Below are 25,324 nucleotides of genomic sequence, written 5' to 3'. Positions count from 1 at the left end.
AGCGGCGGGCCGACCGACCGGTCTCGGTCGTCGTCGGCGAGGACGCGCCGACGATAGCCGCGGCGGTCGACGCGGCGCCGGCGAACACGACCGTCGTGGTCCCCCCCGGAACGTACGAAGAGACGGTGACCGTGAACCGGTCCGTGACGATCGCCGGCGGCGGGGTTCGGGGAGCGGGGACCGGACCGACCCGCGTCCGCGGGGACGGAAACGGCTCGGTGGTCACGGTCCGCGCGCCGGACGTGGCGCTCACCGGGCTCCGGATCGAAGGGACCGGGAACCGGACGCGTGACCCGGACGCGGCCCGCGAGTCGCGCGACCCCGAGGGCGGCACGTGGGACACGAACATCCAGCTGGGATACGGCTACGGCGACGCGGGGATCAAGGCGGTCGGCGCGCCGGGGCTGGTCGTCGACGACGTCGTCGTCGACACGAACGCGAGCGGGCTGCTGCTCCGCGAGGGCTCCGACGCGACCGTCACGGAGCTCCGCGTCGACGGGACCGACGAGTGGCAGGACGGGTTCATGGGTATCACCGGAATGGAGTCCCGCGTCACCGTCGCCGACAGCCGGTTCGAGGGCGGCCGCGACGGGATCTACCTCCACCGCGCGGACGGCTCCGTCGTGCGGAACTCGACGTTCGCGGACAACCGGTACGGGACGCACCTCATGTACACCGGCGACGCGCTGGTGGCCGACAACGCGTACCGGAACGAGCTGTTCGCCGGCATCACCGTGATGACCCGGCCCGCCGGCAACGTGATCGTCGGCAACGACGTCCGGGGGTCGAGCGCGGGGATCCAGGCGTCGGGGACGAAGACGTACCTCGGCTACAACACGCTGGTCGGCAACGAGCTGGGCTTCTCCACGAGCGCCCGCGGGTCGCTGTACGAGCACAACGTCGTCGTCGACAACGAGCTCGGCGCGCGCGCGACGACCGTGGTCCCGTCGAGCCGGGTCGTCGCGAACGACTTCGTCGGCAACGGGGACCACGCCGCCGCCGGTGCCGGCGCGCTGCGGGTGTGGGCCGACGGCGACCGCGGGAACTACTGGGAGGGCGCGAACGTCGGGCCGCAAGACGCCGGGAGCCGCGCGTACCGCCCGACGTCGCCGGTCGACGCGGCGCTCCACCGCGAGGCGAGCGCGGTCACGGTTCGCGAGTCGCCCGCCGCCCGGCTCCTCGACCGCCTCCGCGGGACCGTTCCGGGCGCGCGGTCCGGAAGCATCGTCGACCCGGCGCCGGCGCCCGCGCCGTACCATCCGGAGCGAGTCGACGCCGCGACGGCCGGCGCCGACGCGGACCGACCGATCCCGACCGATTGGCGGTCCGCGCTCGGGGAGTCGGCGAACGCCACGGCGCTCCGCGGCCCGACGCCGCGGCCCCCTTCCGACCGACTCGCGACCGCGGGGGGCAGGCGATGACCGACGAACCGTCCGCGACGCTCGACGGGGTCACGCGCACGTACGGCGGCGTCCCCGTCCTCACCGACGTGTCGCTGTCCGTGGGAACGGGCGTCACCGCGGTCGTCGGTCCCAACGGCTCCGGGAAGTCGACGCTGCTCGGCGTGCTCGCCGGTGCGGTCGATCCGACGGCCGGAACGGTCCGGTACCGGTACGGCGGCCCGCGCGAGGGCGGGGACAAGCGCGTCGGCTACCTCCCGCAGCGGGTCCCGTTCCGCGACGGTCTCACCGCCCGCGAGACGCTCGGGTTCTACGCGGCGCTCGTCGACGGCGACCCGGACGCCGCGCTGACGGGGGTGGGGCTCGCCGACGCGGCCGGCAAGCGCGTCGAGGCGCTCTCGGGCGGGATGCGCCGGTTGCTCGGGATCGCGCAGGCGACGCTCGGCGACCCGGCGGTCGTCGTCCTCGACGAGCCGACCAGCGGCCTCGACCCCGAGATGCGCGAGCGGGCGTTCCGGGCGGCGGCCCGCGCGGGCGACGACGCGGCCGTCGTCGTGAGCTCGCACGACCTCGACCTCGTCGACGCGCACGCGGACGCCGTCGTCGTCCTCCGCCGCGGGTCCGTCGCCGCGGCGGGACCCCGCGAGCGACTGCTCGCCGAGCACGACGCCGCCGACGTCCGCGAGCTGTACCGCGCCGTGGTCGGCGGCTCGCCGGACGGACCGGGAGTCGACGACGAGGGGAGCGACGGCGACGCCGACGGCGAGCGGGACGCGGAGTCGGTCCACGTCGCGGGGGTGTCGGACCGATGACGAGCGCGGCCGCGGGCGTCTGGCTCGTCTTCCGCCGCGAGCTGGCGACGGTGCGCCGGACGCCGGGGTACGCCGTCCTCGCTATCGGGCTGCTCGTCGTCCTCGGCGGGCTCGTCGCGGTCGGCGGCGGCGGCGCGACCGGGTTCGTCCCAGCGGTCGTCGACCTGCTGTTGCCGACCGAGGTGCTGGTGCCGCTGCTCGCGGTCGTGTTGGGCTACCGCGCGCTGTTCGCCGACGCCGCGAGCGGCGAGCTCGCCGTGATCCGGACGTACCCCGTGAGCGCGGCCGAGTACGTCCTCGGGGTGCTGCTGGCGCGGACGGCCGCGCTCGTCGCGATCGTCGGCGGGCCGTTCGCGCTCGTCGGCGCGTACGTCTGGCTCACCGCCGCCCCGGACACGGGCATCTTCGCCACCCACGCCGGCGTCGACTCGCCGGTGCTCTTCGTCCGGTTCCTCGCGCTCGTCGTCCTGTTCGGCGCGGCGTACCTGTCGCTGTCCGCGGCGGTGTCGGTGGTCGCGACGAGCCGACGGAGCGCGGTCGCGCTCGCCGTCCTCGCGCTGCTCGCGGGGGTCGTGGGCGGCGACCTCGCGATCCTCCGGGCGCTGTCGGCCGGCGGCTCGGCGAGCGGGGTCGCGGGGTCGATCGCGCTCACGCCCAACGGGGCGTTCAGGGGGCTCGTCTTCGAGCACGTGATCGGCGTCGCCTTCGCGCCGGAGGGCGGGTTCGTCGCGAGCGGCCGGGCGGTCGCCTCGCTCGTCGGCTGGACCGTCGGCGGGGGCGTCGCGGCCGCGGCGATCCTCGCGTTCCGGTCGCACGTCGACGTGGCGCTCGAGCGGACCCGCGGACGGTTCCGACAGTGAGCCTACGGGACCGGGAGGCTCTTCTTGGGACGTCCGACGCGCCCTCGGCGGCGCGTCACTCGGTCGCGGCGTCGTCGCCGACCGCCCCCGGCGCGTGCGCGTACACCGCGTAGAGGACGAGGGCGGCGATCAGGAAGTCGAAGCTGTGTGCGAGGAGGTGGTGGACCGGCATCGGCACGACCCCGAGAACGGTCCCCGCGCCGACGACCGACCGGGCCAGGAGCGCGCCGACGGCGAGGGAGATCAGTCGGTACTGCGCCCGTCGGCGGCGTCGGTACGCGGCGAGACTGACGGCGAAGAGGAGACTGGTCCCGAGTCCGGCGGCGACCACGACCGCCAGGATCGGGAGCGACCCCTCTACCGACCACCCGGCGAGCGCCGACACCGACCCCGAGAGCGATCCCGTCACGTTCCCCCCTTCGGCGGCGACGGATAAGAAGACACTCCCGGTCGCCGTTCTCAGACGGGGGGACCGCACGAGCCCCTTTTATGCCGTCCGACGGTAGCACGAACAGTCAGAAATGTCGGACACCAGAGCCCGGATCCGACGTCACGTCCGCGGCACGCCCGGCGTCCACTTCAACCGGATCAGCCGCGAGCTCGACATCGCGACGGGGCAGACGCAGTACCACCTCCGGCGGCTCGTCCGCGACGGCGAGCTGGCTGTCGAGCGGATCGGCGGGCGCGCGCACTACTTCGACCCGGACACGGACGCGTGGGACCGGCGGACCCTCGCGTTCCTCAGGCGCGAGACCGCGCGGGAGATCGTCGTCCGGCTCCACGCGTCGGGGCCGACCCGGCCGGCGGCGCTCGCGGACGGCCTCGACCTCGCGAAGAGCACGGTGTCGTGGCACGTCTCGACGCTCGCCGACCACGGGATCGTCGAGAAGTCGCCCGACCGCCCGATGACGGTCTCGCTGGCCCGCCCCGACCGGACGGCGGCGCTGCTCGACGAGGTGTCGCCCTCGCTGCCCGACCGGCTCGTCGACCGCTTCGTCCGCACCGTCGACTCGCTCCTCGACGCCGAGGGCTGACCCGTTCGCCGTTCGCACCAGATCGGTTAGCGCCCCGGGACGCGTTCGTCCCGTATGGGCATTCTCACCGGGACCGGGGCACTCCGGTCGCTCGTCGCGGGCGTCGGGACGGCGACCTGCGGACCGAGCGGGTCTCTCTACGCGACCGACTCGCTCGGCCTCGGCGTCTTCCTCCTCGTCGGACTGCTCGGCGGCGCGCACTGTCTCGGGATGTGCGGGCCGCTCGTCACCACCTACGCCGACCGGATGCGGGCCGGCGAGGGGGGCGGCGGGCGCGGGCGCGACGACGACCTCACCGTGCGGCAGGTGCGCCAGCACGCGCTGTTCAACCTCGGTCGGACGGCGAGCTACTCGGTCCTCGGCGGCCTCTTCGGGCTCGCCGGGAGTCTCGCGTTCGTCACGGGCCGCACGGTCACCGCCGTCGCCGACGACGTCCACGCGCTCACCGGCGTTCTCGTCGGCGCGGCGATCATCGCCGTCGGCGCGCGGTACGCGCTCCGACTGAAGCTGGAGTCCGTCCCGATACCGGGGTTCGACCGGGCCGCGAGCGCGGTGAGCGACCGGATCGTCGCCCGCGTCGACGCGTGGGTCGGCGACTGGCGGATCGCCGGACTCGGGGCGGCCCACGGGTTTCTGCCGTGCCCGCTCCTCTACCCGGCCTTCCTGTACGCGTTCGTCCAGGGGAGCGCGCTCGGCGGGGCCGCGTCGCTGGGGCTCCTCGGCCTCGGGACGGTGCCGTCGATGCTGCTGTTCGGCACCGTGTTCGGGTCGATCCGCCTCGAGACACGGCTCCGGATCCACCGCGTGCTCGGCGTCGCGTTCGTCGCGCTCGGGTACGTCCCGCTCCAGCACGGGCTCGCGACGCTCGGCGTCCCGCTCCCGCACCCGCCGATCCCGTACTACGCCCCCTTCTGAGCGGTCCGGCGGCGGAGCGGAGCGACGTCCCGTCGCCGCCGCGGGATCGGCGGGTGAGCCGGCCGGGCCCGTTCGTCGATCGCACCAGACGCGTTATGCGCCGCTCGCCCGATCCCTCGGACATGAAGCGCCGAACGCTGCTCGCCGGCGTCGGAACGGCGGCCGCCGGGTCAGTCGCGGGCTGTACCTCGCGCCTGTTCGGGGGGAGTCCGGACGGCGTCGTGCTCAGCCCGCAGGAGGACCAGCTCGCGGACAGCGCGGACCTCGCGTACCCGGCGTACGGCCAGCCGCTCCCGTCGTTCGAGCTCCCGGCCCCGCTCGCGGACGAGACGGTCGACAGCGACGCGCTCGACCGCACCGCCCTCGTGACCGGCGTGTTCACCTTCTGTCCCGTCGAGTGTTCGATCCTGCTCCGCCAGTGGGTGATGGTCCAGCGCCGCGTCGCGGAGGCGGGACTGACCGACGACGTGTACTTCCTCCCGATCACCTTCGACCCCGAGCGCGACGACGCGGCGGCGCTCCGCGAGAACGCCGAGACGATCGGCGTCGACCGCGACGCCGGCAACTGGCGCTACCTCCGCCCCGAGACGCCGGCCCGCGCGAAGACCGTGGTCGAGGACCGGCTGGGGATCGGGTTCGAGCGGACGACCGAGAGCGACCGCCTCCCGGGGTACGACTTCACGCACCTCGTCGTCACGCTGCTCGTCAACCCGGACGGCGTCGTCGAGCGGGCCTACCGCGGCGAGCGCGTCGACCCGGAGCGCGTCGCCGCGGACGTCGAGCGGGTCGTGGCCGCGTTCGCGGACGACTGACCCGGCGCGGCGGTGGCCCTGCGGAGTCGCGCCTCGGGGTCGCTCCGCGTCGCACACCGGCGGTCGCGTGAGGGGGCGGATTCCACCGAGGGGAACGCACAAGCCGCCCGCCGCCCTCCGGAGCGGTGTGAACGTCGACGTGCTGCTGTACGACGGGTTCGACGAACTGGACGGGATCGGCCCGTACGAGGTGTTCGACTACGCGCTCGGCTTCGCCGCCGAGGGAAACGAGAGCGACGAGGGCGACGACGCCGAGAGACCGGGTCGCGTCCGGTACGTCACCCTCGACGACCGCGACCGGGTGACGGCGAGCCACGGGACCCGCGTCGGAGTCGACGGGACGCTTCCGGACGCGAACGCCGACGACGCCCCCGACCTGCTCGTCGTCCCCGGCGGCGGCTGGAGCGCGCGCGACGAGGAGGCGAGCGCGTGGGCCGAGGCGCAGAAGGGCGACGTGCCGGACGCGCTCTCCGCGCACCACGCGGCGGGCACCCGGATCGCCTCGGTGTGTACCGGGTCGATGCTGCTCGCGGAAGCGGGCGTCACCGACGGCCGTCGGGCCGTCACGCACGCCGACGCGGTCGATGAGCTCCGGGAGTCCGGCGCGGAGGTCGTCGACGCGCGCGTCGTCGACGACGGCGACCTCCTCTCGGCGGGCGGGGTCACCTCCGGCATCGACTTGGCGCTGTACGTCGTCGAGCGCGAGTTCGGAAGCGACGTCGCCGACCGCGTGGCGACGGTCATCGAGTACGAGCGGCGGTACGAGGTCGCGGCGTAGGCCGACGGCGTCAGTCGTCGCCGTCGTTCGGGAGAGGAACGTCGCCGTCGCCGTCTCGCTCGTCGCCCGTGGTCTCGCCGTCGGCGTCGACGGTGATCACGGTACAGTCGAGCTGGCCGCGGAGGAACTCGTCGATGTCGGGGTCGGAGAGCAGCTTCTGGACCATCCGCCGCCACCGCCCGGCCTGCTTCGAGCCGATGACGACGACGTCGGCCCCCTCCGCCACGATCTCTTCGAGGATCGTCTCCTCGACGAGGAACCCGCGGCGGACGACGTAGCGGACGCGGTCGAGCCGGCCGATCCGCTCTTCGACCGCGCGCTTGAGGTCGCTGCGAGAGACGCCGCCGGAGCGCTGGAACAGGTCGACGTGGAGCACGGTGAGGTCGGCGTCGCGCTCCTCGGCGACGCGGGCCGCTTCTCGGAGCGTCGCCGCCGAGTGCGACGAGGGAGGGAATCGAACCGGGACCACGACGAGGGTCATGTCGAACCGGTCGCGCTCGTAACGTAAATACACTGTCGGTGTGGCGACTCCCCGCGGTCGACGGCGCGCGGGCGACCCCGAGAGATCAGTCGTGGCCGGCGATCGGGACCGGCTCGTACGGCTCGGCCAGCCAGTCGAGGTCGGAGTCGGAGAGGTCGATGTCGAGCGCCTCGACCGCGTCGACGACGTACTCCGGCTTCCGCGCGCCGACGATCGGCGCGTCGACCGCGTCCTGGTGGAGCAGCCACGCAAGCGCGATCTGCGCCATCTTCACCCCCTTCTCGGCGGCGAGCTCCTCGACCCGCTCGTTGGTCTCCTTCCCGCCGTCGACCGCGTACGTCTCCAGCCGCTCGTGGAGGTACTGGTCCGTCTCGCCCCGGACGGTCGTCTCCAGCTCGTCGTGCGGGCGCGTCAGGAACCCGCGGGCGAGCGGGCTCCACGGGATCAGGCCGACGCCGCGCTTCTCGCAGAGCGGGACCATCTCGCGCTCCTCCTCGCGGTACGCGAGGTTGTAGTGGTTCTGCATCGTGACGAACGGCTCGTGGCCGCCGCGCTCGGCCGCGTGGAGCGCCGCCGCGAACTGGTGGGCCCACATCGACGACGCCCCGAGGTGTCTGACGTCCCCGCGCCGCACGGCGTCGGTGAGCGTCCGCAGCGTCTCCTCGATCGGCGTGTCGTCGTCCCAGCGGTGGATCTGGTAGAGGTCGATCGCGTCCGTGCCGAGCCGGTCGAGGCTGTTCGACAGCTCCTGTTCGATCGCCTTCCGCGAGAGCCCGCCCGAGTTCGGGTCCTCGTCGTCCATCTGGAAGTACACCTTCGTCGCGATCACCTGCCGGTCGCGGTCGTACCCCTCTAGCGCCTCGCCCAGCACCCGCTCGCTCTCGCCGGTGTTGTACGCGTTCGCGGTGTCGAAGAAGTTGACCCCGTGTTCGATCGCGGTGTCGACGACCGCCTGGGCCTCGTCGGCCGAGAGGTGCCACTCGGCGTCGCCGCCGAAGGTGTTGGTCCCGATCCCGATCCGGCTCACCTTCGTCCCCGAACTCCCGAGCGTGGTGTACTCCATACGACGGCCACGCGCGGCGGGTACGAATGCGTTCGGTTCGCGCTCCTCGCCGTCGTCTTTATCACTGTGCCGCCGAAGCGGAACGTGATGAGTCGGGTCGAAACGACGCGCTCGCGGGGGCGATAGCCGTGGACCAACTCCCCACCGACCGGCTCTCGCCGCTGGCGAGCCGCGTCGACGACGTCCTCGCCCTGTACGGGTACGAGATGCGGCCGGCGATCGACGCCATCGACGACGCCGTGACCGGCTACGGCGGCCTGTTCGACCCGACGACGACCGACGCCGAGATCCGGACCGCGGTCGAGGCGGTCCTCGCCGCCGACCCGCCGCCGACGGGCGACGACCGACGCGAGTCCCCCGACGAGGTCGTCCTCTACGTCGACGGGAGTTCGCGCGGCAACCCGGGGCCTGCCGGCGCGGGGGCCGTGCTGCTGGTCGACGACGACCCCCTCGGACAACTGGGTCGACCCGTCGGGGCGCGCGCCGAGAACAACACCGCGGAGTACGCGGCCCTCCACCTCGGGCTGGAGGCGCTGGCCGCGCGCTGTGACCCGACCGCCGTCGAGGTCCGGATCGACTCGCGGACCGTCATCGACGACATCTGGGGCGAAGGCGACGGGGTCGCGTCGGCCGCGCCGTACCGCCCCGCGATCCGGGACCGCATCGCCGCGCTGCCCGCCTGCGAGTGGACCCACCTGGTCGACAGCGACCCGAACCCGGCCGACGCCCGCGCCGCCGTCGGCGCGGACATCGCCGCGCTCGGTCCGTGACGGGGGGCGGGGAGTCGCGGGCGCGCTACGACCGGTCCGCGTCGTCGTCCTCGGGCGAGACGACCTCCGAGTCTCCCGACGGGGGGTCGAGGCGGACGGCGTGGCGCGTGTGGCGCGCGTGCGTCTGCGCCCAGCGTCGCGCGGGCCGCTCCGCGAGGAACCGCTCGCCGCCCGGGCAGCGCTCGCAGCGGGCGGTCCACGGATTCACGTCGTCCGGGTAGTGGCCGGTGTGTCGCTCGTGGTCGAGCGCGAACTGCTCGACCGCGTGGCCCCCGGGCGGGATCTCCTCGACCTCGCGGTCGAGGCGCCACTCGCGGCCGCACCGCTCGCAGGAGACGGTCGGTGCCTCCCGTTCGTCGTCGGGGAACGCGTCGTCGGTCACGGGGGCGCTTCGGTCCGCGGGCACTTGAACGCCGCCGCCGCGACGCGCCGACCCCGCCTCACAGCGCCGGCGGCTCGCCCCGGCCGATCACGATCTCTTGGCCCTCGACGTCTTCGAGGGCGGCGACGCGGCCGCCGATCTCGACGCGGCCGCTCTCGGTCTCGACGACGAGCGACGCCACCTCCTCGGTCTCGACGATCGCGACGTCGACGACCTTCCCGCGGACCGTCACCTCCTCGCCGGTCTCGATGTCGCGGCCCTCGACGGTCGCGTAGAACTCCTCGTCGTCGAACTCGCGGACGTCCTTCACGGCCCGGCGGATGGAGGCGTAGCGGCGCGGGAACGGTCGCTCCTCCCCGTCGGCGGCGAGCGTCTCCGCGGTCGTCCACAGGACCGTCCCGAAGAAGCCCGAGACGAGGAAGCCGAGCGCGGAGCGGTTGAAGATGACGCCGTAGCGCTCGCGGTCGTCCCGGAGCGCGTCCTGGGTGGCGTACACGGAGTACTCGCCGTCGCCGACCGCGAGGACCGGCGTGGTGATGCCGCGGCGGGCGCGGGCGATCGTCGCGACTTCGAGGTAGTCGAACTCCGTCGGGTCGGGCGCGTTCGACGCCGGGGTGACGAGCAGTTCGACGCTGACGCCGGCGGCGACCTTCGCGGCGAGCTCGTCGCGGAACCGCCGGAGGAGCCCGGGCGTGAGCGACAGCGCGAGCTCGTACTCCGCGTTCGCGATGACCTCCTCGAGGTACCGGAGGATCGTCGAGCGCGACTTGACGAGCGACACCGCTTCCGTCTCCCGGGTCGGCGCGGTGTACCGCGCCTCCAGCTCGTCGACCATCTCGGTGAACGACGAGCGCAGTTCGCCGAAGGCGTCCTCGGGGTCGACGGCGACGATCTTCATCGGCCGCGACTCGCGCAGCTCGACCAGCCCGCGGTCGGAGAGGCTCCGGACGGTGTCGTACACCCGCGGCTGCGGGATGTCGGTCCGGTCGGCGATGTCGCTCGCCGTCAGTTCCCCGTGTTCCAGCACCGCGAGGTAGGCGTCGATCTCGTACTCGCCGAGGTTGAATCGGTCTCCGACGCGATCGAGCGTGTCCCGGAGATCGTCTGTCATACCGGGAGAAGGGGGGCGGGGATTATAACTTCTTACTATGAGCCGAGTTGTACGCGTTTTCGGAGTCACCTCCTCCGCTCGGCGCGTCCGGCTCCCGGCCGTCGGTTCTCCCGCCCGCGGCCGTTCGCGTGGAGAAACGCTTTTTCGGGTGGCCGACGGCGAATCGGCATGGTCTCTCGGGACGGGACGGCGGTCGTGGGGGTCATCTCGCGGGCCGCCGAGGTCGCGGCTCGGCTCGCGGACCTCCCGGGAGCCGGCCTGCTGACCGTCGTCGCGTCGCTCGCGGTCGGCGTCGTCCTCGCCAACTTCCTCGTCCGGCTGATCGGTCGGCCGGTGGCGCGCCGCGTGTCGCGACAGAGCGTCGCGCAGACCATCGTCCGCGGCGTCCGGGCGGGGACGATCGGGGCCGCGCTCCTCGTCGGTCTCGGGGCCGCCGGGTTCCGGTTCTCCGACCTCCTCCTCGGGACGGCGGTGTTCTCGGCGGTCATCGGTATCATCCTCGCCCCGATCGTCGGGAACTTCATCAACGGCGTGTTCGTCCTCGCCGACCAGCCGTTCGAGATCGGCGACATGATCGAGTTGGAGGACGGGACCGCGGGGTTCGTCGAGGACATCACGATCCGGTACACGAAGATATTCACGGTCGACAACACCTTCCTCGTCGTTCCGAACGGGACGATGCGCGAGCGCGACGTGACGAACCTCTCGGCCGAGGACGAGCGGACGCGGCGGTCGATCGACGTCCTCGTCACCTACGAGAGCGACGTCCCCGAGGCGCGTCGGACCATCGAGCGCGCCGCGCGGGACTGCGACGCCGTCATCGACGGCGGGCCCGACATCCGGATCGGCGTGGCGCGGTACATGGCCGGCCCCGACTGTCGACTCCACGAGTTCGGCGACAACGGGATCCTCCTCCGGCTCCGCTATTGGGTGAAGAAGCCGTACAAGCTGTCGAAGGTCCAGTCGGACGTCAACACCCGGATCCGAGAGCGACTGGCCGACGCGGACGTGGAGATGGCGTACCCGCACCGCCACCTCGTCTTCGACGACACCTCGGGGGTGGCCAGGGTCAACGCCGAGGCCGGTGCGCGGACCGCTCCGGACTCCGACGCGCTGCGCCAGCGCGGGGACCGCGACGGCGACGCCGCGGGCGACGCTGGCACCGCCGTAGAGGACGTCTCCGCCGACGCCGACCGCGACGACCGCGGCGACGGCGGAGCGGGCCGGTGACCGGATCGGAAGCCTGATAGAGCGCGCCCGTCGTTCTACCCCAGTGAGCGACGAGCCCGCTGCCGACCCGGACGACCCCTCCGACGACGGTCCGGCCGGCGGAGCCGACGAGGCCTCCATTGACGACGGTCCGGCCGGCGGCCCCGACGACGGCCCCCTCGACGGCGGGTCGATCACCGAGGGGAGCCTCCTCCGACCGCTGTTCCGCCTGGCGTGGCCGATCGTCGTCATCCAGCTGTTACAGGTCACGTACAACATCGTCGACACCCTCTACCTCGGCCGCTTCTCGGCGGAGGCCGTCGGCGCGATCAGCCTCGCGTTCCCCCTCATCTTCCTGCTGATCGCGGTCGCCGGCGGCTTCACCACGGCGGGCGCGATCCTCGTCGCGCAGTACACCGGGGCCGACGGCGACGGCTCCGCGGGGCTCGTGGCGGGACAGACGATATTCACCGTCTCCGTGCTCTCCGTGCTGATCGGGATCGGCGGCTACTTCTACACCCGCCCGGCCCTCGAGATCCTCCCGAGCGACGCGGAGACGGCGGCGACGGTGATCCCGCTCGCGGCCGACTACATGGAGGTCATCTTCGCCGGGATCCCCCTGATGTTCGGCTTCTTCGTCTTCTCGGCGCTGATGCGCGGTTACGGCGACACGCGGACGCCGATGGCGGTGATGTTCGTCTCCGTCCTGCTGAACGTCCTCCTCGACCCGTTCTTCATCTTCGGCTTCGAGGGGAACCCGCTGTTCGCGTGGCTCGCCGCGGTGCCCGGCCTCGCGGCGCTCGACCCGGTCGCGCTGGAGGCGACCCTGCTCTCGATGACGGGGATCACCGGCATCGGGATCCGGGGCGCCGCGCTCGCGACGATCCTCTCGCGCGGCGTCGCGACCGCCATCGGCCTCTGGATCCTGTTCGGGACCGGGTACGGGCCCGACGTGACGCTCGGCCACCTCGCGCCCGACCTCGACTTCATCCGCGACATCTTCCGGCTCGGCCTCCCCTCCAGCGTCGAGCAGACGACGAGCGCGCTCGCGATGATCACGCTCACCGCGATGATCGTCACGTTCTCGCCGCCGGTCGTCGCCGCCTACGGGCTCGGCAACCGGCTCATCTCCCTCGTTTTCCTGCCCGCGATGGGGCTCGGCCGCGCCATCGACACGATGGTCGGGCAGAACCTCGGCGCGAACCGCGCCGACCGCGCGGGCAAGGCGGTGAAGTTCGCCGCCACGACCGGCGCGGGCGTGATGTTCCTCGTCGCGGTCGTCGCCGTGACGTTCACCGAGCCAATCGTCGGGGCCTTCCTCGGCGACGTGCCGGACGCGCCGGCGACGATCGGCTACGCGGTCGAGTACGTGCGGATCCGCTCGGTGGAGTTCGCCTTCATCGGCGTCTCGCAGGTGATCCTCGGCGCGTTCCGCGGGGCCGGCAACACGAAGACCGCGATGGTCATCTCGATCGTCACGCTCTGGGTGGGGCGTGTCGCGAGCGTGGCCTACCTCGTGTTCGTGGCCGGCTGGGGCGAGACCGGGGTCTGGGTCGGCATGGCCCTCGGGAACGTCCTCGGGGCCATCCTCGGCGTCGCGTGGTTCTCGCGCGGTACGTGGACCGATCGGTACATCGACGAGCCCGAGCCCGGCGTCGACCCCGTCGGAGACGACTGACCGGCAGGTCTGCGGCGCGACGGGGAGGCGACCCTCGGCGCGACGCCGCGGTCAGTGCCGGAAGAGGTACACAGCGTCCCCGTCGCGGAGGAGACAGAACCGCGCACCGTCGTTCTCCGGAAACGTCGTCCCCGCCTGCTTCGTGACGAACAGCCGCGAGAAGACGTCCTCGCACACCGGACAGACAGTCTCCTCGCGGTTCTCCCAGAGGCTCGTCGCGCCGGAGTCGCGGAGCTGTTTCAGTTCGTGGCGGTGGTCGTGGACGTCGAAGCCGCTCATGTGCGGGGGTTCGTCGGCGGGGTGTTGAACGTGTCCTCGCGAGTCTCAGTTCGGAGAACGCGGCCTCAGTTCCCCAGCCGCATCGGCTGAGCCTCTCCGTAGGTGAGCGTCCGCCACACCCACTCGACGGGGCCGAACCGGAAGTACCGCAGCCAGAGCACAGAAAGCGGGACCTGGACCGCCCAGATCGCGACGACGATCCCCATCGCCTCGACGCGGCTGACGGAGCCGAACAGCCCGAGCCCGTGGCCGTAGAATATCGTCGTCGCGACGACCGTCTGGAGGAGGTAGTTCGTGAACGCGGTGCGGCCGACCGCGGCGAGCGCGCGGGTCGCGAGCCCCTCCCCGCGCCACCGAACGAACAGGGTGACGAGGCCGACGTAGCCGCCGGCGACGAGAAGGCTCCCGACGTAGTTGAACTGCCGCCAGTAGAGCGCGGCCCCGGCGCTCCAGTCGTTCGCCTCGACGTACGCGACGCCCGCGACGACGATCCCGACGCCGACGACCCCGCCGGCGACGAGCCGGCGGTAGAACGCCGTCGAGCGCTCGTCGGTCAGCACGCCCTTCTTGTACAGCGCCATCCCGAGCAGCATCACGCCGCCGACGCGCCAGAAGCTCTGGCCGATGAACCCGGACGTCTGTCGCTGGAACGACGAGGAGACGCGGTGGCTCATCTGGTCGAGCCAGCCGCCGCGGTAGGTGGCCACCTGCTCTCGGATCGCGGCCTCCGCGGGCTGCCACTGGGCGGCGATCGCCTCGCCCCCGATCGACACCGCGGCGAACAGCTCGATGGCGGGGACGAACAGCAGGAACACCCCCGCGAGCGTGGTGAGCCGCCGCGCGTCGAGGTCGCGGACGAACAGCAGGAAGATGCCGGTGAGCCCGTAAGTGACGAGGATGTCGCCGTACCACAGCAGGTACGCGTGGAGGAGCCCGATCGCGATCAGCACCGCGGTCCGGCGGAGGTGGAGGCGGGCGGCGTCTTGGCCCTTCTCCTCCTTGCTCTCGACGAACAGGAGGACGCCGGCGCCGAACAGCGCCGAGAACACCGTGATGAACTTCGCCTGCGCGAACACGTGGCCGAGGAACCACGTCCAGTAGTCGAGCCCGGTGAAGTCGCCGTAGACGGTGGGGTTGAGCAGGGTCTGCTCGGGCATCGAGAAGACGCGGATATTGATGACGAGGATGCCGAGCAGCGCGAAACCACGGAGCGCGTCGAGGCTGGTGATCCGGTCGGAGGGCGGCGTCGGGCCGGGGTCGCGGGTCACGAGTTGTCACCGCGAACGCCGCCCAGCACCGAATAGGTTCCCATCACGGTCAGGCGATCAGTCCAGCCGCACCGCCGCGCCGGTCTCCGCCGAGCGGTAGATCGCGTCGACGACCCGCTGGACGCGCAGCCCCTCCTCGACGGTGTTGATCGACGGCGGCTCGCCCGCGGCGGCCGCCTCGAGGAACGTCGCCTGCTCGGCGGCGTGCGCGTCGCCGTCGCGCGTCTCCACGGTCGCATCCGTGAGGTGGTGTCCGCCGCCGACTCCGGCCTCGTGGACGGTGAGGTCGTCGCTGCCGCGGTCGAACGTCGCGCCCGCCTCGGTGCCGCGGACGACGAACTCGTCGGTCGTCGGCCGATTCGTCGCCCACGCGACCTCCAGGGAGACGGTGCTGCCGTCGGCCGCGCGGACGAACGCCGACGCGGAGTCGTCGACGTCGAACCCCTCCGGGCCGACGTCGTCGCCCCACATGTGGACGTACGCGTAGTCGTCGCGGCCGCCGAACTCCGACCGCGTCTCCCCGGTGACCTCGACGACCTCCGGGTGATCGAGGAAGTAGAGCGCCAGGTCGATCGCGTGGACGCCGATGTCGATGAGCGCGCCGCCGCCGGCGACGTCCGCCGACGTGAACCACGAGCCCCGTCCGGGGACGCCGCGCCGCCGGACGTAGTTCGCCTCGACGTGGGTGGTCTCGCCGAACCGCCCCGCGTCCTGGTAGTGTTTGATCACCTGGACCGGCTCCGCGAACCGGTTGTTGAAGCCGACCATACAGAACCCGTCGGCGTCGCGGGCGACGTCGGCGATGCGCTCGGCGCTCTCGAGCGTGTGCGCAAGCGGCTTCTCCAAGAGGACGTCGAGGCCGGCGGACAGCGCCGACGTCGCGTACTCCTCGTGGAACCGGTTCGGCGTGGTGACGAACACGGCGTCGCAGTCGTCGTAGAGGTCGGCCTCGTCCTCGTAGGCGGGGACGCCGAACTCCTCGTGGAATCGCGCGCGGGCGTCGGCGTCGACGTCCATGCCGCCGACGAGGTTCGCGCCGCGCTCGGCGAGCTTCGTCGCGTGGTGGGACCCGATACCGCCGAGGCCGACGATGCCGACCGCGACGTCGTCCGGACGTGTCATGGGCGGCGTTCACCACGAGCGTTGTTAAGGCTCACGTCCGGGCGAACGCGAGAGGAGCGACGCGGGCGAACGCCGACGATCGCGACGCCTCGGGGAGTCGTCGCGGTCACGCGACGGCGACGAACAGCGCCAGCGCGGCGTCGACCGCCGGGAGAGCGCTCCCGACCACCGCTGCCGCGCCGTCGGCCACCGCTGCGGCGTCGACCGTCGCCGGGGACATCGAGTCGACGACGTCGAGGAGCTCGCCGAGCGAGCCCGCGTTCTCGGCGAGGGCGTCGCGCGCGTCGAGGAGGGCGCGGAACCGCTCCGGCTCGCGGGCGACGACGAACCGGCCGACGGTCGCGCCCGTCGCGAGGAGCGCGATCGCGGCGAGCGCCCGCGAGATCGAGAGCAGCTTCAACAGGAGCGGGAGCGCCAGCGCCAGCGCCAGCGCGGCGACGACGCCCGTGACGACCTCGCCGAGCGAGCCGCCGTCGGCGAGGTCGACGACGCCCGCGCCGGAGAGCAGGACGAACCCGCCGACCGAGAGGGCCAGCGTCCCCCACATGAACGCCGCGAGGAGGCCGACCGGCCCGTCGTATCCGTTCCCGGCGTCGTCCGGGACGTCGTCGTGGACCCACGGATTGCGCATACCCACAGTCGCGAGCCGACACGCATATAGATCGCTTCAGATCTCGGAAACGCTCGGGCTGAAACCGGGCAGAGACGGGAATCAGACGGAGGCCGCCCTCGCGCGGGCCGCCGAGACCGGGTCAGTCGCTCGGATGCGGTCCGGTCATCCACTCGCTCGCCTGCGGTTCATCCGGATCGGTGACGACCTCGACGAGCGCCGGGCCGTCGCGGGCGCGGGCGCGCTCGACGGCGTCGGCGACCGCGTCGCGCTCGCGGACGCGCTCCGCGGGGAGGCCCATCCCCGACGCGACCGCGACGAGGTCGAGGCCGGTCTCCGCCCAACCGTAGCTCTGGTCCGGGAAGTCGTACGACCGCGACGCCTCCTCGCTGATGATCGCGTAGTCGTCGTTGTTGAGCGCGACGACGGTGACGTCGATCCCTTCGCTCGCCAGCGTGTGGAGTTCGTGGACGCACATCATGAGCCCGCCGTCGCCGGTGAGCGCCACCACGTCGCGGTCCGGGTTGGCGAGTTTGGCGCCGAGCGCCGACGGGAGCCCGGTTCCCATCGTCGCCCACGAGCCGGGGTTGACGTACGACTGCGGCCCGAACGCCGGGAACGAGACGAGCGTCCACAGCCGGAACCCGCCCGCGTCGGCGGCGACGACCGCGTCGTCCGGGACCGCGTCGCGCACCGCCGAGAGGACCTCGACGGAGCGGAGGGGACGGTCGTCGGCCGACGATCCGTCGACATCGCCCTCCGTCGACTCGGACAGCGCCGCGAAGCGCTCGCGGTCGGCCGCGCGGACGGCCCCGGCGCGTTCGACGCCGTCGTCGCCGCGCGTCGTCGCCGCTCCGTCCTCGACGCGACCGGCGAGCGCGCGGAGGAAGCGGTCCGCGTCGGCGACGACACCGAGGTCCGCGTCGTAGCCGAAGCCGACGTCGTCGCCGTCGAGCGTGACGTGGATCAGCGTCTCCGGCATCGCGACGGACCACGAGGCGGTCGCGACCGCGTCGAGGTCGGAGCCGACGACGAGGCCGACGTCCGCGTCCGCGAGCAGGCCCCGGAGCTCCGCGCTGGCCCCGCCGCAGAGCACCCCCGCCGACAGCGGGTGCGTCTCGGGCAGCGTCCCCTTCCCCTTGTACGTCGTCACGACCGGCGCGTCGAGCCCCTCGGCGACCGACCGGAGCGCGTCGCTCGCGTCCGCGCGCCTGATCCCGCCGCCGGCGAGCACGACGGGCGCGGCGGCGTCTCGGAGTCGGTCTGCGGCCTCGTCCACCGCCGTCGCGGGCGGTTCCGGCGGCGGTGACGGCTCGCGCTCGCCGACCGCGGGCTGGGGGGTCCGACCCGCGAGGAAGTCCTTCGGGATCCCCACGCGGACCGGCCCCTGCGGGTGTTCGCGGGCGGTCCGGATCGCCTCGACGACGGCCGGCACCGCGCCCGCGGGCGAGTCGACGAGGACGTTCTCCTTGACGACGGTGTCGTACGTCTCCGGCGGCGTCTCGTGGATGCCGTCGCCGCCGCGGACCGACCGCTCGGTCTCGACGGCGAGGTGGAGTAGGGGGACACAGTCGTTCAGGGCGTTCTTCAGCCCGTTCATCGCGTTGGTGTCGCCCGGGCCGGGGACGACGCAGGTGGCCGCCATCGCGCCGGGCTCGCTCGTCTCGGCGTACCCCCACGCCTGGTGCGGGACGGCGGTCTCGTGGCGGGCGACGACGAAGCGCGCGTCGCGGTCGGCGAGCGCGCGGTTCAGCGGGAGGGTCTGCTTCCCGGGGATCCCGAAGACGGTGTCGACGCCGCGGTCGAGCATGGCGTCGACGACCGCCTCGGCGACGGTGGGCGAGTCGTCGTCCCTGTCGGCGGCGGGCGAGGCCTCGTCAGCGTCCATGTCGCGAAGTCGCCGGAGCGTGTGTTGAAACCTTCGCCCGCCGACGGAGCCGCGGGCGGGAATTGGGCGCAGCGTTGCGGGGCGAGGAACGCCTCGGAGAGACGGCGACGCCGCGCGCTACACACGTACACTTATCCTCGCGTGCGCTGTCATATGGCACGTATGCGCTTACCAGAGACGCGCGACCTGTTCGCGAGGAAGCTGCAGTTTCCGGCGGCCCGAACCGAGGTGCTGGAGACGGTCGGCGACACGGAGCTGTCGCCGCCGGACGGCGAGTCCACGACGATACGGGCGGTCATCGACCGGTCGGACGTCGAGACGTTCGACTCGGCCGACGACCTCTACGACACGCTGATGATGCTCGTCGGCGCGCAGTTCATCGGCCGCCGGTACTACGACGACCGCGGCGGAATGCCCGGGGACGAGGAGAACGAGGTGAGCTTCTGATGTCCGTCACGCTCGTGTCGGGGGTCAACGGCGTCGGCCTCTCCAGCGTCTGTCAGGCGGTCAGGCGCGGGCTCGGAGACGGGTACAAGCTGATCAACTTCGGCGACGTGATGCTCGAGCAGGCGGCCGCGATGGGGCTCGCGACCGAGCGGGCCAAGCTCGGCACGCTCTCGCAGCCCGAGACGCGTCGGCTCCAGCGCCGCGCGGGCGAGTTCGTCGCGAAGGAGGCGGAGACGACGAACGTGATCCTCTCGACGCACCTCGCGGTCGAGACGCTGACCGGTTACGTCCAGGGGCTCCCCGTCGAAGTGCTCGAAGACGTCTCGCCGGACGCGTTCGTCCTCGTGGAGGCGGAACCGGCGACGATACTCGAGCGCAGGCGGTCGAGCGACCGCGACCTCGACGGGGTCACCGAACGCCAGATCGACTTCGAGCAGGACCTCAACCGGTCCGCGGCGCTCCAGTACGCGCGCGACCAGAACGCGCCCGTCCGGTTCGTCGAGAACGAGGGAGAGATCGAGGAGGCGGCGGAGCGCCTAGCGGACGCGATCTGACCGGGCGATCCGATTCGACCCGCGTGCGCTAAGACGGCGTCGGGCGCGGGCTACTCCGCGACGTTCGTCTCGCGGACGCGGACCCCCTTCCGACCGAGGTGGCGCATCTGCCGCTGCGCGAACTCCTCCTCGCTCGACCCGCGCGTCGCGAGGACGTAGACGAGCGCGGAGCCGGTCGGCCGCATCGTCCGCCCCGCGCGCTGCGACCCCTGTCGCCGGGAGCCGCCGAGCCCGCTCGCGACGACCGCGAGTTCGGCGTTCGGGAGATCGATCCCCTCGTCGCCGACGCGGGAGACGACGAGGACGTCGAGCGACTCGTCGTCGGCCGCCTCGCCGCCGCCCGAACTCCCCGTCTCCCCGTCGGCCCGGAACCGTCGGAACAGTTCGGCGCGCTCGTGGTGGGGCGTCTCGCCGCTGATGAACGGGGCACCGAGCGCGTCCGCGATGGCCCGGCCGTGGTCGAGGTACTCGACGAACACGAGCGCCTTCTTGTCGCGGTGGGCCGCGAGCAGGTAGCGGATCTCCTCGATTTTCGCGGGGTTCTCCGACGCGACCCGTCTGCGCTCCCGACCGTCCGCGGCGGCGTACTCGCTTTGCGCCATCTCGTCGCGCCACGGGACGTACCGGATCTCCACCTCGGGCTCCTGGACGAAGCCGGCCTCGAACAGCGCGTCCCAGTCCGCGCCGATCGGCTGGCCGATGAGGGTGTAGATCTCCTCCTCGCTGTCGGTCTCGCTGACCGGGGTGGCCGAGAGGCCGAGCCGGTGTTTCGCCTGTAGCTCCGCGGACCGGGAGAACACGGGGGCGGTGATGTGGTGGGCCTCGTCGAAGCAGATCAGGCCCCACTTCCGGGAGTCGAACAGCGAGCGGTGCCTGTCCATCCCGGCGATCTGGTAGGTCGCGATCGTCACGGGACGAACGTCCTTCGTGCCCCCGTGGTACAGCCCGATGTCGGCGGGGTCGACCGTGGAGTGCTCCAGCAGCTCCTCGCGCCACTGGTCGGCGAGCTCGCGGGAGGGGACCAAGATCAGCGTCTCGCCGCCGACCGCGGCGATCGTCGCGATCCCGGCGACGGTCTTCCCGGACCCGGGCGGGCCGACGTACACGCCCGACTTGCGGTCGAGGAACGTCTCGACCCACGTCTCCTGGTAGTCGCGGAGGTCGGTGGTGAGGTCGATCTCGACCGGGTCGCCCGTCTCCAGATCGCGGTCGTCCTCCACGGGGTAGCCGGCGTCGTAGAGCGCGCGCTTGACCGCGGCGACCGCCGCCTCGTTCACCCACGCTTCCGTGTCCGAGATGGGCGCGCGGAGGTGGTCGTCCTCGAGGTGCTGGTCGGCGACGTTCCCCATCAGGTTCTCGGAGGCGGCCTCGAGGACGACGTACCCGTCCGCGTGGGTGTACAGCCGGAAGCGGTGCGCGCGGCGCCACTGGTCGCGCACCCACGCTTCGAGGTGTTCGTACCGGCGCGGCAACACCGACCGGAGCGCGCCCACGAGCGCGTCGGCGTCGTCGAACGGCGCGGCCCACACGTCCTCCTGCCGGATCCGATAGAGGTAGCCGCGCGTGCCGGGCTCCGTGCCCGTGGTGTCGACGAGGTGCGCGAACTGCGAGAGCCGTGCGCGGGTGTACTGGGTTGGCCGGTCGACGACGATCTCGCGGCGCTCCGGGAAGACGACGACGCGCTCGCGGCTCGCCAGCGCGCCCCAGTCGCGCGGGTAGAAGACGACGGGGTCGGCCTCGACGTCGAGCCGGTCCACGTCGCCGCGGTCGACGAGCGCGCCGAGCGCGTCGCGAGCGGCCGCCTGCGAAGTCCCGAGCCGGCGAGCGACCTCGCTCGCGGTCGCGACCGGGCGCTCCTCGGCTTCGAGCGCCTCGTGGAAGCGATCTACAGAGAGGTCTTCGACTGCGGTGGCGTCGTCGCTGGGATCGCCGCCGACGTCGTCGCCGGTGTCGTCGGTCATCACCGCCGCTTCGGCCGCGACGCGGAAATGGATAGCGTCAGCGGACGGGACGCGTCGGATATCTTGTGAATGTCATTCGGGGTTGCTCTCGGACGATCGACCGACGACACCTCCGAAGCCCCACCCCGGACCGCAGCCTCAGGCCTCCCCAGCCTCGTCGCTCCCTACGGTCGCGACTCCCTCGCACGCGCTCCTCGCGGCCGCCGGTGGCGGCCGCTCGGAGGCGCGCGCCATCGCACGGCTCAGTCGTTCGCGAATCGCAGAAACGTCCACCGTTCGCGGAGAACGAAACGCCCGCTACTAGCGGCCCGGCGACCGCTGTCGGCACCGCCGCGAGGTGATCCCCTCCTTCGAGCGGAACCGACAGCCGCAGTCGGTACAGCGCACGAACGGCTCGCCCGGCTCGGTCTCGAGGCGGTGTTCGCCCACCTCGAACGGGCGGGTCACGGTCCGGGGTCGGATCCGGTCGGGGATCGGCGTGGAGGCGGACTCGCTCAGCGCGGCCCGCACGGCGATGGTGTCGACGTCGACGCCGTCCCACCGCGGGGCCTCCAGCGCGTCTTCGCGGTCCGCGACCTCGGTCCAGCCGGTGACGACGACCGGGGAGTTCGTCTCCGTGTCGCTCACGACCACGACGAACCGGACGCCGCCCTCGACGAGCGCGAACCGCCAGCCGTCGGTGCTGTTCCACCGGAGCTGTCCCTCGCGGATCGCGTCGCTCACCGTGCGCGTGGAGACGTAGCGACCGGGCTGTTCCAGCCGTTCGCGGAAGTGATCAGTGAGCGCGTACAGGGTCGGATCGCGCACCGGCGGGTCCTCCGGCGTGCGGGCGGCGGCCGTCCCGCCGTGGGGAGACTCGACCGACCGATACTCGCCGGTTCGGCCGGTCGAGTCAGTGCGACCGGCCCGAGCGCGGCGGCGCGCGGGCGACTCCGGCGGCGACCGGGGCCGTCCGTCTGTCCGCCGGCTCGCGGCGGCGGTCGTGGAAGCGGTCCGACGCTCCGTCGATCCGGGCCCGAGGGGCTCCGCGTCCCCCGACCCGCCCTGTCGGGATGCCACTACGACATCGTACCGAGCGCGCTCTTAAGTGTGTTACGCCGACACAGGGGCGGACCTCCGTGGACCCCGGAATCCATTTCTCCGACCGGGCCGTTCGAGCGGTATGACGCGCGCCGCCGCGCGGGCCGGGTTCGAGACGTTTCTGGGCGACGCCGTGACCGCGACGCGACGCGAGTTCAGCGTCGAGCGCGCCCTCCGGGACGTCGGGTTGGGACCGGCGGGCGCGGTCGTCGACCGGCTCCGCGAGAACGCCGACGCGCTCGAACGGCGGGTCGTCGAGCCCGAACTCGCCGCCTATCGGGACGACGCGCTCGCGCAGTTCGACGTCGTCCTCGAGTACGCGAGCGGCGGGGATCCGATCGACGCGTACGCCGACGAACTGGTGGCGCGGGACGGGTTCCACGACGCGCTCGCCGCCGACGTCGACGACCGCACCGCGGCCGCGGTCGAGACGGCGATCGTCGAGCGGTCGCGGCGGCTCGGCGATGCGGTGCGCCCGATCGTCGAACGGCCCGAGGACGCGTTCTGGCCGGCGACCACCGCCGCCTTCGATCGCGAGGCGGCGACGGCGCTGGTCGAGGAGGCGTTCCCGTTCACGGGCGTGTTGCGGGAGTTCCCGTCAGCGTTCGCCTTCGAGGCGCGGATCGACCCCGATGAGGTCGTGGGCGGTCCGTTCGCGGCCGCGCTGCCGACAGTCTCCGTCGAGTACACAGACGAGGCGACGCGGGCGATGCGGCGCGCGGAGCGGCGGATCGTCGAGGAGACGAAACGCGAGGTCGCGGCCCGGTTCGACGGGTAATCCGAAACTACGGCGCTCGTCGACCGCGAGCGAACCCGCTCGTCCCGACCCGAACGGCCGGGAGCGATCGTATCCCAAGCGTATCCCAATCTATCAGTGGGTGGGATACGTTTGGGATACTCTGGGTGGACAACGAGTCAACCTCAAGCTCGACATCTCGACGCGCTCGCGGCTCGGCGAGCTGAAACGCGACGGCGAGACGTGGGACGGCGTGTTGACCCGCGCCGCGGAAGCGCTGGAAGAGCGCGAGGACGGTCCGGCGCGCGGACCGGTCTGCGAGGACTGCGGCGCGGTCGCCGCGACGTGAACTCTCAGAGACGGGACCGTCGTCTGTACCGACTGCGACGCCACCGACGACGGCCGGTAACGAGCCGGCCGCAACGCCGCCGGATCCAGCGGATCCGCGTCACCACTCGACGCCCGGGTGAGTGAGGTCGAAGTCGACCGTCCCCGCTTCATTTTCACACCCTGCGCGCCTCCGAGCGCCTGAACGCGTCGGTCGTTCTCCTCGCCGTCATCCTCGCAGTACGGACCCGTCGAGGGTGTCACCCCGACTCATCGAAGCCCCAGATCCCGACGCCGCGCTCCCGCGCGTCGGCCTCGGCCGCGGCGTACGCGTCGCGCTTCGCGAACTCGGTGTCGTACAGCCGCGCGTACCCCTCAGTCAGCAGGCGCTCGTTGAAGTCCTCGCCGTCGACGTACACCACCGCCAGCAGGCGGCCGTACCCCCCGCGGCGGTCCCCGCCGGCGACGACCGTGACCTCCTCTCCGGCGAGTTCGGACTCGGCGAACGTCGACGCCTCAAGGCCCCACGCCCGGAGGTGCGCCCGGCCGGCGTCCGTCTCCGGGATCCCCTCGAACTCGCCGGGCGAGGTCGACTCCGCGCTCGTCTCGGGCGTGTCGACACCGAGCAGCCGGACGGTGTCGACCTCGCCGTTCGGGAACTCGACCTCCATCGTGTCGCCGTCGACGACGCGGACGACGGTGACGGTCCAGGCCGTGTCGGCCGGATCGTCGGGGTCGACGCCGTCGGGGTCCGCCGGTGGCGAGTCGAGGTCGGCGGGCGGCGAGTCGGTGCCGACGTCCGGGACCGGCGCGCCGGCGCAGCCGGCCAGCACGACGAGGAGGACGACCGCGATCGGCCGCCAACGAACGCTCATACGCATTCGTCACCGGGAGCCGTGAAAAGTCGGGTGGTGGCGGCGTCAGTTCCGCGCCTGGCTAGGATCACCCCTCGGGCTTGTCGACGATCACGCAAGGGTTGGCACGACCGATCGAGCGCCAGTCGTCCTCGTCGACCGCCTTCCAGAAGCTCCGGAGCCTCCGGGAGAGGATTCCCTCGATCGCCTCGTACGTGAGGAGATTCTCGCCGTCGAGCACGAGTTCGAATCGCTCGGGATCGGCGTCCGGGTCCTCTAGATACGCCCGTCTAGTGTGGCCGTTCGGGTAGTTGAAGATCAGGCGCCCGCCGGGCGCAACCCGTGAGTACAGCGCGTCGAGGGCCGACCGGACGTCCGCGACGTAGTGGAGCGTCGCGATACACGTGACGCACTCGAACCGGTGGTCGACATTCAACTCCGGGAGCCGCGCCATCTCGAACCGCAAGGTGTCGGCCCCGCGCTCGTCGGCGATCGATCGGTTCCGTCGAACGACGGACTCGGCCGCGTCGTATCCGAACAGGGTCGCGTCCGGGTGACGGCGGGCGGCCTCGAACAGCATGAACGCCGGACCGCAGCCGACGTCGGCAAGCGACGCGGGAAACCCGTCGAAGAGCCGCTCCAGTCGGTCAACCATCCGCTCGCCGGCGGCGCGCATCTCGTCTAACTCGTCCCGGTCTGTCGCCTCCCAGTGGTCGTCCCAGTCGATGGTCGACGGAAACGACATCGGCACGCGCACGGTGTGCGCCGGTTGAAATCACCGCTTCGATGCTTCGCTACCGGTGAGAAACTCGGTCAGCGACAGCGAGCGATCGCTGACGGTGTTGAAATCCAGTCCGCCCTCCCCGAATTGAACGGGGGACAAGTCGATCTAC

General features: G+C 72.3%; 28 protein-coding genes. 14 read left to right on the top strand and 14 right to left on the bottom strand.

Going from position 1 to position 25,324, the window contains the following annotated elements:
• From Q0116_RS07550 to Q0116_RS07540, 3 genes are all read left to right on the top strand, one after another.
• Positions 1–1,421, top strand: a 1,421-nt coding sequence (locus tag Q0116_RS07550; RefSeq protein ID WP_297886717.1) for a nitrous oxide reductase family maturation protein NosD, incomplete at its 5' end; no start/stop codon positions are given.
• The gene (locus Q0116_RS07545) at positions 1,418–2,212 is read left to right on the top strand and encodes an ABC transporter ATP-binding protein (protein ID WP_297886716.1); all 795 of its coding nucleotides are present in this window, start codon (positions 1,418–1,420) and stop codon (positions 2,210–2,212) included. The genes Q0116_RS07550 and Q0116_RS07545, both read left to right, overlap by 4 nt.
• The gene (locus tag Q0116_RS07540) at positions 2,209–3,072 is read left to right on the top strand and encodes an ABC transporter permease subunit (RefSeq protein ID WP_297886715.1); all 864 of its coding nucleotides are present in this window, start codon (positions 2,209–2,211) and stop codon (positions 3,070–3,072) included. The genes Q0116_RS07545 and Q0116_RS07540 overlap by 4 nt, the downstream gene beginning before the upstream one ends.
• Positions 3,073–3,127: 55 nt before the next feature.
• On the opposite strand, the gene Q0116_RS07535 is transcribed toward Q0116_RS07540, so the two are convergent.
• The gene (locus Q0116_RS07535) at positions 3,128–3,481 is read right to left on the bottom strand and encodes a hypothetical protein (RefSeq protein WP_297886714.1); all 354 of its coding nucleotides are present in this window, start codon (positions 3,479–3,481) and stop codon (positions 3,128–3,130) included.
• A 112-nt stretch (positions 3,482–3,593) separates the two neighbouring features.
• Here Q0116_RS07535 and Q0116_RS07530 point away from each other — a divergent pair, with 112 nt between their 5' ends.
• The 4 genes from Q0116_RS07530 (at position 3,594) to Q0116_RS07515 (ending at position 6,611) form a co-directional block, all read left to right on the top strand.
• Positions 3,594–4,106 (top strand): helix-turn-helix domain-containing protein, encoded by a 513-nt coding sequence (locus tag Q0116_RS07530; RefSeq protein ID WP_297886713.1) that lies wholly within the window; start codon positions 3,594–3,596, stop codon positions 4,104–4,106.
• Positions 4,107–4,160: 54 nt separating this feature from the next.
• Entirely contained in the window at positions 4,161–5,021 is an 861-nt protein-coding gene (locus Q0116_RS07525) for a sulfite exporter TauE/SafE family protein (protein ID WP_297886712.1), read from the top strand.
• Positions 5,022–5,143: 122 nt separating this feature from the next.
• On the top strand, positions 5,144–5,833 hold the full coding sequence (locus tag Q0116_RS07520) for an SCO family protein (RefSeq protein ID WP_297886711.1): 690 nt from the start codon (positions 5,144–5,146) through the stop codon (positions 5,831–5,833).
• A gap of 127 nt (positions 5,834–5,960) precedes the next feature.
• A complete protein-coding gene (locus tag Q0116_RS07515) occupies positions 5,961–6,611 on the top strand; it encodes a DJ-1/PfpI family protein (RefSeq protein WP_297886710.1) in 651 nt (216 codons plus the stop codon).
• Between the two features lie 10 nt (positions 6,612–6,621).
• Here Q0116_RS07515 and Q0116_RS07510 read toward each other — a convergent pair whose 3' ends face one another.
• Together Q0116_RS07510 and Q0116_RS07505 are read right to left on the bottom strand one after the other, a co-directional pair.
• On the bottom strand, positions 6,622–7,092 hold the full coding sequence (locus tag Q0116_RS07510; RefSeq protein ID WP_297886709.1) for a universal stress protein: 471 nt from the start codon (positions 7,090–7,092) through the stop codon (positions 6,622–6,624).
• Positions 7,093–7,177: 85 nt separating this feature from the next.
• A complete protein-coding gene (locus tag Q0116_RS07505; RefSeq protein WP_297886708.1) occupies positions 7,178–8,155 on the bottom strand; it encodes an aldo/keto reductase in 978 nt (325 codons plus the stop codon).
• A gap of 128 nt (positions 8,156–8,283) precedes the next feature.
• On the opposite strand from Q0116_RS07505, the gene Q0116_RS07500 reads away from it, so the two are divergent.
• Positions 8,284–8,925, top strand: a complete 642-nt coding sequence (locus Q0116_RS07500; RefSeq protein ID WP_297886707.1) for a ribonuclease HI family protein — start codon at positions 8,284–8,286, stop codon at positions 8,923–8,925.
• Positions 8,926–8,950: 25 nt separating this feature from the next.
• Here Q0116_RS07500 and Q0116_RS07495 read toward each other — a convergent pair whose 3' ends face one another.
• The gene (locus tag Q0116_RS07495; protein WP_297886706.1) at positions 8,951–9,307 is read right to left on the bottom strand and encodes a hypothetical protein; all 357 of its coding nucleotides are present in this window, start codon (positions 9,305–9,307) and stop codon (positions 8,951–8,953) included.
• A gap of 58 nt (positions 9,308–9,365) precedes the next feature.
• Positions 9,366–10,418, bottom strand: a complete 1,053-nt coding sequence (locus Q0116_RS07490) for an HTH-type sugar sensing transcriptional regulator TrmB (RefSeq protein WP_297886705.1) — start codon at positions 10,416–10,418, stop codon at positions 9,366–9,368.
• 168 nt (positions 10,419–10,586) lie between these two features.
• Here Q0116_RS07490 and Q0116_RS07485 point away from each other — a divergent pair, with 168 nt between their 5' ends.
• Both Q0116_RS07485 and Q0116_RS07480 read left to right on the top strand, forming a co-directional pair.
• On the top strand, positions 10,587–11,648 hold the full coding sequence (locus Q0116_RS07485; RefSeq protein ID WP_297886704.1) for a mechanosensitive ion channel family protein: 1,062 nt from the start codon (positions 10,587–10,589) through the stop codon (positions 11,646–11,648).
• 43 nt (positions 11,649–11,691) lie between these two features.
• Positions 11,692–13,305 carry an MATE family efflux transporter gene (locus tag Q0116_RS07480; RefSeq protein ID WP_297886703.1) on the top strand — a complete coding sequence of 538 codons (1,614 nt, stop codon included), beginning with the start codon at positions 11,692–11,694 and terminating at the stop codon, positions 13,303–13,305.
• Positions 13,306–13,356: 51 nt separating this feature from the next.
• Here Q0116_RS07480 and Q0116_RS07475 read toward each other — a convergent pair whose 3' ends face one another.
• The 5 genes from Q0116_RS07475 to Q0116_RS07455 form a co-directional block, all read right to left on the bottom strand.
• On the bottom strand, positions 13,357–13,584 hold the full coding sequence (locus Q0116_RS07475) for a flagella cluster protein (protein WP_297886702.1): 228 nt from the start codon (positions 13,582–13,584) through the stop codon (positions 13,357–13,359).
• 65 nt (positions 13,585–13,649) lie between these two features.
• Positions 13,650–14,852, bottom strand: coding sequence for a DUF418 domain-containing protein (locus Q0116_RS07470; RefSeq protein WP_297886701.1), 1,203 nt, complete (start codon positions 14,850–14,852; stop codon positions 13,650–13,652).
• Between the two features lie 57 nt (positions 14,853–14,909).
• The gene (locus Q0116_RS07465) at positions 14,910–15,974 is read right to left on the bottom strand and encodes a Gfo/Idh/MocA family protein (protein ID WP_297886700.1); all 1,065 of its coding nucleotides are present in this window, start codon (positions 15,972–15,974) and stop codon (positions 14,910–14,912) included.
• Between the two features lie 106 nt (positions 15,975–16,080).
• The gene (locus Q0116_RS07460; RefSeq protein ID WP_297886699.1) at positions 16,081–16,605 is read right to left on the bottom strand and encodes a hypothetical protein; all 525 of its coding nucleotides are present in this window, start codon (positions 16,603–16,605) and stop codon (positions 16,081–16,083) included.
• Between the two features lie 121 nt (positions 16,606–16,726).
• On the bottom strand, positions 16,727–18,472 hold the full coding sequence (locus Q0116_RS07455) for a thiamine pyrophosphate-binding protein (RefSeq protein ID WP_297886698.1): 1,746 nt from the start codon (positions 18,470–18,472) through the stop codon (positions 16,727–16,729).
• Positions 18,473–18,634: 162 nt separating this feature from the next.
• Here Q0116_RS07455 and Q0116_RS07450 point away from each other — a divergent pair, with 162 nt between their 5' ends.
• Both Q0116_RS07450 and Q0116_RS07445 read left to right on the top strand, forming a co-directional pair.
• Positions 18,635–18,919, top strand: a complete 285-nt coding sequence (locus Q0116_RS07450) for a hypothetical protein (RefSeq protein ID WP_297886697.1) — start codon at positions 18,635–18,637, stop codon at positions 18,917–18,919.
• Entirely contained in the window at positions 18,919–19,473 is a 555-nt protein-coding gene (locus Q0116_RS07445) for an adenylate kinase (RefSeq protein ID WP_297886696.1), read from the top strand. Before Q0116_RS07450 ends, Q0116_RS07445 begins: the two co-directional genes overlap by 1 nt.
• 50 nt (positions 19,474–19,523) lie before the next feature.
• On the opposite strand, the gene Q0116_RS07440 is transcribed toward Q0116_RS07445, so the two are convergent.
• Complete coding sequence (locus Q0116_RS07440; protein ID WP_297886695.1) at positions 19,524–21,434, bottom strand: DEAD/DEAH box helicase family protein; 1,911 nt, start codon at positions 21,432–21,434, stop codon at positions 19,524–19,526.
• Positions 21,435–21,734: 300 nt separating this feature from the next.
• Positions 21,735–22,493, bottom strand: coding sequence for a hypothetical protein (locus tag Q0116_RS07435; protein ID WP_308214394.1), 759 nt, complete (start codon positions 22,491–22,493; stop codon positions 21,735–21,737).
• 103 nt (positions 22,494–22,596) lie between these two features.
• On the opposite strand from Q0116_RS07435, the gene Q0116_RS07430 reads away from it, so the two are divergent.
• Both Q0116_RS07430 and Q0116_RS07425 read left to right on the top strand, forming a co-directional pair.
• A complete protein-coding gene (locus tag Q0116_RS07430) occupies positions 22,597–23,292 on the top strand; it encodes a hypothetical protein (protein WP_297886693.1) in 696 nt (231 codons plus the stop codon).
• A 100-nt stretch (positions 23,293–23,392) separates the two neighbouring features.
• Positions 23,393–23,599, top strand: a complete 207-nt coding sequence (locus Q0116_RS07425; protein WP_297886692.1) for a hypothetical protein — start codon at positions 23,393–23,395, stop codon at positions 23,597–23,599.
• 238 nt (positions 23,600–23,837) lie between these two features.
• On the opposite strand, the gene Q0116_RS07420 is transcribed toward Q0116_RS07425, so the two are convergent.
• Positions 23,838–24,452 carry a thermonuclease family protein gene (locus Q0116_RS07420; RefSeq protein ID WP_297886691.1) on the bottom strand — a complete coding sequence of 205 codons (615 nt, stop codon included), beginning with the start codon at positions 24,450–24,452 and terminating at the stop codon, positions 23,838–23,840.
• A 67-nt stretch (positions 24,453–24,519) separates the two neighbouring features.
• Positions 24,520–25,176, bottom strand: coding sequence for a bifunctional 2-polyprenyl-6-hydroxyphenol methylase/3-demethylubiquinol 3-O-methyltransferase UbiG (locus Q0116_RS07415; RefSeq protein WP_297886690.1), 657 nt, complete (start codon positions 25,174–25,176; stop codon positions 24,520–24,522).
• Between the last annotated feature and the right edge of the window lie 148 nt (positions 25,177–25,324).

Origin of the sequence: uncultured Halorubrum sp. (assembly GCF_937146585.1) — an archaeon.
Classification (GTDB): Archaea; Halobacteriota; Halobacteria; order Halobacteriales; family Haloferacaceae; genus Halorubrum; species Halorubrum miltondacostae.
This window is presented reverse-complemented; position numbering and strand designations above follow the sequence as displayed.